We start from the raw sequence: 6,632 nt of genomic DNA on the forward strand, positions 1-6,632 counted from the left end.
CAGCGGAATTCGGAAAACCGTAGATTATACCATCACTTAGTGATCTTTTTTCAGCGCGAGAAGGGATAGGTAATTCTGCTTCTCTTCCTCGCTCAAGCCGGCAACGCCAAATTGGCGGGCCTTGGCTTGCAGGACCGCAAAGGCGGCTTTCTGGCTGCCTTCTTGCAGGCGTCCCAACGTGGCCTCGAATTCGGTTTCCACATACGCTTCGTCCATGTCGGTGCCCAGGAGTTCCCCGGCCAGGGCTTCCAGCTGGCTTTCCAGCGGGTGGCCGCGCAGGGCCTCGCGCAGCTGGCCGTAGGCGGGATTGGCCGGCAGGCCGGGCAGACGCTCGATGATGGCGGCGAGAATGGCCCGTTCGCTGCCCGGCACGACCCGCTCCAGGGGAATGCGGGCGGCCAGGGCGGGCTGCAGTAACACCAGGCGCAGCAGGATGCGGGCCAGGGAAGGCGCCTGACGCGGTGCCCTGGGCGGCGCGGGGGGGGCGTAGCCGCGGATGTCGCAGAGGCGCTCCACCTCCGTCTGGGTAAAGCCGCTGGCTGCGGCCAGGCGTTTCACCAGTTGCAGGCGCAGGAGCGGCGTGGGCAAGCGGGTGAGCAGGGGCTTGGCCTCGTGGATCAGCCGGGCCTTGCCTTCGGAGCTGGTGAGGTCGCAGCGCTGCCCCAGTTCCCGCAGCAGGAAGTCGGAGAGGGGCGTGGCCTGGGCGATCAGGGTCGAAAAGGCTTCCCTGCCGGACTGGCGCACGAAGCTGTCCGGGTCTTCCGGGTCGGGCAGGAAGGCGAAGCCGACGGACTTGTTGTCGGCCAGGGCTTCCAGGCTGTTTTCCAGGGCGCGCCAGGCCGCCTTGCGCCCGGCATTGTCGCCGTCGAAGCAGTAGACAATGCGGTCCACCTGTTTCAGGAGTTTCTGGACGTGGGTGGCGGTGGTGGCGGTGCCCAGGGTGGCCACGGCGTTGCCGACCTCGTGCTGGGCCAGGGCCACGACGTCCATGTAGCCTTCCACCACGATCACCCGGTTTTCTTCCCGCAGGGCCTGGCGAGCCTGGGGCAGGCCGTACACTTCCCGGCCCTTTTCGAAGATCGGGGTTTCCGGAGAGTTCAAGTATTTGGGTTCCCCTTGGCCGATGATGCGGCCGCCAAAGGCGATCACCTCTCCCTTGGGGTTGATGATGGGGAACATGATCCGGTCCCGGAAACGGTCATAGCGCCGGCCCTGTTCATTCTCGATCACCAGCCCGGCGGCGGCCAGTTCCGGGGCTTCGTAATGAGGGAAGGCGGCGGCCAGGTTCTGCCAGCCCTCCGGGGCGTAGCCGATGCCGAAGCGGGCGCAGATTTCCCCGCTCAGGCCCCGGCCCTTCAGGTAATCGATGGCCTTGGGGCTCTGCTTCAACTGGTCTTTGTAATACTGGGCGGCCCGGGCCATGATTTCTGTTAATTGGCGGATGCTGCCCCGGTCTTCCTGGGGAGCGCCCCGCTCCTGTTCCGGCACCGGCATGCCCATCTTGCCGGCCAGTTCCTTGACCGCATCCACGAAGCCCAGTCCCTGGTATTCCATGAGAAAGCTGATGGCGGTGCCGTGGGCGCCGCAGCCGAAGCAGTGGTAGAACTGCTTGGTGGGGCTCACCGTGAAGGAGGGCGTCTTCTCGTTATGGAAGGGGCAGCAGGCGCTGTAATTGGCGCCGGCTTTCTTGAGGCGGACGTAGCCGTCGATCAGGTCCACGATATCGACCCGGTCCAGCAGGTCCTGGATGAAGGACGCCGGGATCATGGGCGGAGGATCAGCCCAGGCGGGCCTTGACCAGTTTCGAGACCCGTGCCATATCGGCCTTGCCGGCCAGTTGCGGCTTCAGTACGGCCATCAGCTTGCCCATGTCGGCGGCGCTGGCGGCGCCTGTGGCCGCCACGGCGGCGTCGATGGCGGCATTGATCCCGGCTTCATCCATTTTCTCGGGCAGGTAGGCGGCCAGAACAGTGATTTCAGCTTGCTCCACCTCGGCCAGGTCGGTGCGGCCCGCGGCCTGATACTGGCTGAGGCTGTCCTTCCTCTGCTTGGTCATCTTCTCGATGACGGCCACGATGGCGGCATCGTCCAGCTCCGTGCGCTCATCCACTTCCTTTTGCTTGATGGCGGCCAGGAGCAGGCGGATGGCGCCGAGGCGCAGGGTTTCCCTGGCCTTCATGGCCGTTTTCATGTCTTCGGTAATGCGGGCTTTGAGTGTCATTTTCGGGTCGGGCGTGGAGGGGGTCGGGCCGGTGGGGATCGGGATCAAGTCTCGGGATCAAGTTCAAGTAAAAGCCGCCAGGCTGGAAGCAATCTGGCGGCTCTTGTTGCCTGCTTGAGGATGGAATGAAGGATGAACTGAATCAGAACATCTTCGGCGGCAGGGTCATGCTACGGATACGCTTGTGGTGGCGCTTGACTGCGGCAGCCGCTTTGCGTTTGCGTTCGGAGGTGGGCTTTTCGTAAAACTCACGGGCGCGAAGTTCGGTCAGCAGACCGGTTTTTTCGACAGCACGCTTGAAGCGGCGGATGGCTACCTCGAACGGCTCGTTTTCCTTGACGCGAATGCTTGGCATTGAAATCACCCCCTTCCGCTTGGGCAGCGTCGCTTGCCCGGTAAATTTTGCTCCGTCACGAATGGACGAAAGGTGAGCATTCTACGCGCGGTGTCCGTCATGAACAAGTGCTAAAATCGCGCCCCATGCGAGTTCTTGGTATTGAATCTTCCTGCGACGAAACCGGCCTGGCCCTCTATGACACGGAACGGGGCCTGCTCGCCCATGCCCTGCACAGTCAGGTCGCCCTGCATGCGGAATACGGCGGCGTCGTGCCCGAGCTGGCCTCCCGGGACCACATCCGCCGCCTGGTGCCCTTGCTGCGGCAGGTCCTGAAAGAGAGTGCCAGCACGCTGGCGGAGGTGGATGCCGTGGCCTACACCCAGGGCCCCGGCCTGGCGGGAGCGCTGCTCGTAGGCTCGGCCTTTGCCGAAGGGCTGGCTGCCAGCCTGGGCAAGCCGACCCTGCCCGTGCACCACCTGGAAGGGCATCTGCTCTCTCCCCTGCTGGCCCAGGAGCCGCCGGAGTTTCCCTTCGTGGCCTTGCTGGTGTCCGGCGGTCACACCCAGCTCATGGCCGTGGCCGGCGTCGGCCAGTACGAACTCCTGGGGGAGACCCTGGACGATGCGGCGGGCGAGGCGTTCGACAAGACCGCCAAGCTCCTGGGGCTAGGCTACCCGGGCGGCCCGGCCCTGTCGCAACTGGCCGCCACCGGCCGGCCCGGGGTCTTCGATCTGCCCCGGCCCATGCTCCATTCCGGCGACTTCAATTTCAGCTTTGCCGGCCTCAAGACCGCCGTGCTCACCCTGGTGCGGAACAAGGCAGAAAACCGGCCCGATTTCCAGGCCGATTTCCAGGCCGATGTGGCCCGCGCTTTTCAGGACGCCCTGGTGGAAGTGCTGGTGAAAAAATCCCTCGCCGCCTTGAAGCATACCGGCATGCAGCGCCTGGTGGTGGCGGGCGGCGTCGGGGCCAATCGCCAGTTGCGCCAGGCGCTGAATGAAGCCGCCGCCAAGCGCCGCTGCCGGGTCTATTACCCGGAACTGGAATTCTGTACCGACAACGGTGCCATGATTGCCTTTGCCGGGGCGATGCGACTCATGGCCGGCGCCCTGGCCAAGCCCGCCGGCGGGTTTGCGGTACGGCCCCGCTGGCCCTTGAACGACCTGATGGGCGCCTGACCTCCGCCGATTCGTTCTTGGGCGTTCGGGCCTCGCCGGTCGACGCCATTGCCTGGCCGGGCAGGCCCATTCGATAGGCCCATTCGGCAAGCCGGCAAGCCCTGAGCGTCCGGAATCCGGACGGAATCGTCTGGCGTCTGCCTCAAGCTTGGTTCTTGCTGCCGATCTTCGTTTCCTGACCGGCCAGGAGGCGCTGGATATTGCCCCGGTGCTTCATGAGCAGGGCGAGGCTGATGACCAGAATCACGCCGGTGTAGTCTTCTGCCCCAGCAAACAGCATGGCGTAGGCGGGGGCGAGCAGGGCGGCGACGATGGCGGCCAGGGAGGAATAGCGGCTCAGGTAGGCGGTGGCGAGCCAGGTGGCGAGGGTGGCGAGGCCGACCCAGGGCATGAGGGCGAGCAGCACCCCGGCGGCGGTGGCGACGCCCTTGCCACCCTTGAATTTGAGGAAGACCGGGTAGAGGTGGCCGAGGAATACGGCCAGGGCCACGAGGCCGACGGTCTGTTCTGGTAACGCCAGAGCCCGGGCCGCCAGTACGGCCGCCGTGCCTTTGAGGGCATCCCCCAGCAGGGTGAACAGGGCCGCCTTCTTGTTGCCGCTGCGTAGCACATTGGTGGCGCCCGGGTTGCCGGAGCCGTAGGTGCGCGGGTCGGCGAGCTTGAACAGCCTGGCGCCGAGCACGGCAAAGGAGACGGAACCAAGCAGGTAGGCGGCGAGGCAGGCAAAGAGGGAGGGCAGCGCAGGGCTCATGGCAGGCAAGAAGGCGTGGTGGGCTGGGTTACAATGCGGCGCCAGATTCTACACTCCCTCTACACTCCCGCCCCCATGGACATCATCTTTATCGAGGAATTGCGCGCCGAAACCTGGATCGGCATCTACCCGCGGGAGAAGGCCATGCCGCAAACGGTGGTGCTGGATATCCAGATGGGGGTCTCTACCGCCTCGGCCGGGGCGAGCGACGATATCCGCGACACCATCGACTACGCCGTGGTCAGCGAGCGTTTGCGCGAGGAGCTTGCCGCCCGTCACTTCAATCTGCTGGAAAAGCTGGCCGAATTCGTCGCCACCTTGATCCTGGAGGACTATGCCGCCCAGTGGGTGCGCGTTTCCGTGGCCAAACTCGGGATGATGAAAGGCGTGAAGCGGGTGGGCGTCATCATCGAGCGTTCGGCCTGATCATTTCTCCTGGGCCACGCTCACCTGGGTGGGATCGAGCAGGCGAATCAGGTCGTGGGGATGGAGGCCCACGAGAAAGCCGCGGCGGCCGCCGTTGATGTAGATCAGCGGCAGGTCGAGGATGGTCTTTTCCAGAAACACCGGCAGGGCCTTTTTCGTGCCGAAGGGGCTGGTGCCGCCCACCGGGTAAGCTGTATGACGCTGGGCCACTTCCGGCTTGCAGGGTTCGACCTTTTTCACGCCCGCCTGGCGCGCCAGTTCCTTGGCGGAGACCTTCCGGTCCCCGTGCATCAGCACGATCAGGGGCCTGGCCTCCTCGTCCTGGAAGACCAGGGTCTTTACCACCGCGTGTTCATCGACATTGAGGCTGCTGGCCGAGACCGCTGTGCCGCCATGCTCCACGTAGTCATAGAGGTGGGTGGAAAACGCCACCTCGTGCTGGCGCAGGAAGCGGGTGGCCGGGGTTTCGGGGGCGTGGGTGTCGTGTTTCATAAATGGGGATCGTAGGGGTTCAGCCTCTGGGATGGTGCACGCGGTGGAGCTGCTTTAGCCGTTCCCGCGCCACGTGGGTATAAATCTGGGTGGTGGTGATGTCGGTATGGCCCAGGAGTAATTGCACCACCCGCAGGTCGGCGCCGTGGTTGAGCAGGTGGGTGGCGAAGGCGTGCCGCAGCACATGCGGGGAGAGCCGTTCCCGGGGGATGCCGGCCCGGAGGGCGTAGCCCTTGATCAGGGTCCAGAACATCTGCCGGGTCATGGGGGCGGCCCGGGCGGTGACGAACACGGCGTTGCAGGGTCGCTCCCCCAGCAATGCCCGGCGGCCTTCCCGGATGAAACGCTGCAGCCAGTCGAGCGCCTCTTCGCCCAGCGGCACGAGGCGCTCCTTGCTGCCCTTGCCCATGACCCGCAGCACGCCTTCGTTGAAGCCGATTTCATGGAGCTTGAGGCCCACCAGTTCGGAGGCCCTGAGGCCGGTGGCGTAGAGGGTTTCGAGCATGGCCCGGTCGCGCTGGCCCAGGGGGGTATCGATGTCCGGGGCCTTGAGCAGGGCTTCCACCTGGGCTTCCGAGAGGGTCTTGGGCAGGCGCCCCGGGGTGATGGGGCGGGAGAGCCGGCCGGTGGGGTCGGTAGCGATGCGGCCGCGGCTCACCTGCCAGCGATAGAAGCGGCGCAGGCTGGAAAGATAGCGGGCTTGCGAGGTGGCCTTTTTCTCCTGGGCGAGCCGGGCCACGAAGGCGAGCAGGTCGGCTTCGCCGGCCTGGAGCAGGGCCGGGCGGTTTGTTTCGGCCAGCCAGCGCCCGAGGGCCGTCAGGTCGGCCCGGTAGCTGTCCAGGGTGGTCTTGGCGAGCCCGTCTTCGAGCCACAGGGCGTCGCAGAAAGTGTCGATGTCGGCCAGGTCCGCCGGGCGCAGCGGCGCCGGGGCTTTAGCGCTTGGCTCCGGCTTCATGGGCGAGGAGCCAGCGTTTCACATCGAGGAGAAAACCGCCCCGGGCCCGGTTGAAGCCGCCCAGGCCGCCGTGGGCGGCGAGGACCCGGTGACAGGGCACGATCAGGGGCAGGGGGTTGGCGCCACAGGCACCGCCCACGGCCCGGGGGGCGCTGCCGAGGGCTTGGGCGAGTTCGCCGTAGCTGCGGCTTTCGCCCCGGGGAATGGCGGCGATCTGCTGCCAGACCCGGTGCTGGAAGGGGGTGCCCCGGGGCGCGAGGGGGAGGTCGAAG

General features: G+C 65.9%; 9 protein-coding genes. 2 read left to right on the top strand and 7 right to left on the bottom strand.

What is annotated here, in order from left to right:
• Window positions 1–36 precede the first annotated feature (36 nt).
• The 3 genes from dnaG to rpsU all read right to left on the bottom strand — a co-directional run bounded on the left by dnaG (window position 37) and on the right by rpsU (window position 2,576).
• On the bottom strand, window positions 37–1,767 hold the full coding sequence (dnaG, locus tag WBH99_RS13375) for a DNA primase (RefSeq protein ID WP_424220588.1): 1,731 nt from the start codon (window positions 1,765–1,767) through the stop codon (window positions 37–39).
• A gap of 10 nt (window positions 1,768–1,777) precedes the next feature.
• The gene (locus WBH99_RS13380; RefSeq protein ID WP_424220589.1) at window positions 1,778–2,221 is read right to left on the bottom strand and encodes a GatB/YqeY domain-containing protein; all 444 of its coding nucleotides are present in this window, start codon (window positions 2,219–2,221) and stop codon (window positions 1,778–1,780) included.
• Between the two features lie 142 nt (window positions 2,222–2,363).
• The gene (gene rpsU / locus WBH99_RS13385; RefSeq protein WP_424220590.1) at window positions 2,364–2,576 is read right to left on the bottom strand and encodes a 30S ribosomal protein S21; all 213 of its coding nucleotides are present in this window, start codon (window positions 2,574–2,576) and stop codon (window positions 2,364–2,366) included.
• A 125-nt stretch (window positions 2,577–2,701) separates the two neighbouring features.
• Here rpsU and tsaD point away from each other — a divergent pair, with 125 nt between their 5' ends.
• Complete coding sequence (gene tsaD / locus WBH99_RS13390) at window positions 2,702–3,736, top strand: tRNA (adenosine(37)-N6)-threonylcarbamoyltransferase complex transferase subunit TsaD (protein WP_424220591.1); 1,035 nt, start codon at window positions 2,702–2,704, stop codon at window positions 3,734–3,736.
• A 142-nt stretch (window positions 3,737–3,878) separates the two neighbouring features.
• On the opposite strand, the gene plsY is transcribed toward tsaD, so the two are convergent.
• Window positions 3,879–4,487 (bottom strand): glycerol-3-phosphate 1-O-acyltransferase PlsY, encoded by a 609-nt coding sequence (plsY, locus tag WBH99_RS13395; protein WP_424220592.1) that lies wholly within the window; start codon window positions 4,485–4,487, stop codon window positions 3,879–3,881.
• Between the two features lie 75 nt (window positions 4,488–4,562).
• On the opposite strand from plsY, the gene folB reads away from it, so the two are divergent.
• Window positions 4,563–4,913, top strand: a complete 351-nt coding sequence (gene folB, locus WBH99_RS13400) for a dihydroneopterin aldolase (protein ID WP_424220598.1) — start codon at window positions 4,563–4,565, stop codon at window positions 4,911–4,913.
• Here folB and ybaK read toward each other — a convergent pair whose 3' ends face one another.
• The 3 genes from ybaK to WBH99_RS13415 all read right to left on the bottom strand — a co-directional run.
• Entirely contained in the window at window positions 4,914–5,405 is a 492-nt protein-coding gene (gene ybaK, locus WBH99_RS13405; protein WP_424220593.1) for a Cys-tRNA(Pro) deacylase, read from the bottom strand. It lies immediately after the preceding gene.
• Between the two features lie 19 nt (window positions 5,406–5,424).
• A complete protein-coding gene (gene xerD / locus WBH99_RS13410; RefSeq protein ID WP_424220594.1) occupies window positions 5,425–6,360 on the bottom strand; it encodes a site-specific tyrosine recombinase XerD in 936 nt (311 codons plus the stop codon).
• A partial coding sequence (locus WBH99_RS13415) for a methylated-DNA--[protein]-cysteine S-methyltransferase (protein ID WP_424220595.1) occupies window positions 6,338–6,632 on the bottom strand: 295 nt, incomplete at its 5' end. The genes xerD and WBH99_RS13415, both read right to left, overlap by 23 nt.

It is taken from the genome of Azovibrio sp. (assembly GCF_049658005.1).
Classification (GTDB): domain Bacteria; phylum Pseudomonadota; class Gammaproteobacteria; order Burkholderiales; family Rhodocyclaceae; genus Azovibrio.

What these genes read in the sequence shown, in the direction of transcription:
- dnaG (WP_424220588.1), bottom strand. Translation starts at nt 1,767, where the DNA reads ATGATCCCGGCGTCCTTCATCCAGGACCTGCTGGACCGGGTCGATATC.
- WBH99_RS13380 (WP_424220589.1), bottom strand. Translation starts at nt 2,221, where the DNA reads ATGACACTCAAAGCCCGCATTACCGAAGACATGAAAACGGCCATGAAG.
- rpsU (WP_424220590.1), bottom strand. Translation starts at nt 2,576, where the DNA reads ATGCCAAGCATTCGCGTCAAGGAAAACGAGCCGTTCGAGGTAGCCATC.
- tsaD (WP_424220591.1), top strand. Translation starts at nt 2,702, where the DNA reads ATGCGAGTTCTTGGTATTGAATCTTCCTGCGACGAAACCGGCCTGGCC.
- plsY (WP_424220592.1), bottom strand. Translation starts at nt 4,487, where the DNA reads ATGAGCCCTGCGCTGCCCTCCCTCTTTGCCTGCCTCGCCGCCTACCTG.
- folB (WP_424220598.1), top strand. Translation starts at nt 4,563, where the DNA reads ATGGACATCATCTTTATCGAGGAATTGCGCGCCGAAACCTGGATCGGC.
- ybaK (WP_424220593.1), bottom strand. Translation starts at nt 5,405, where the DNA reads ATGAAACACGACACCCACGCCCCCGAAACCCCGGCCACCCGCTTCCTG.
- xerD (WP_424220594.1), bottom strand. Translation starts at nt 6,360, where the DNA reads ATGAAGCCGGAGCCAAGCGCTAAAGCCCCGGCGCCGCTGCGCCCGGCG.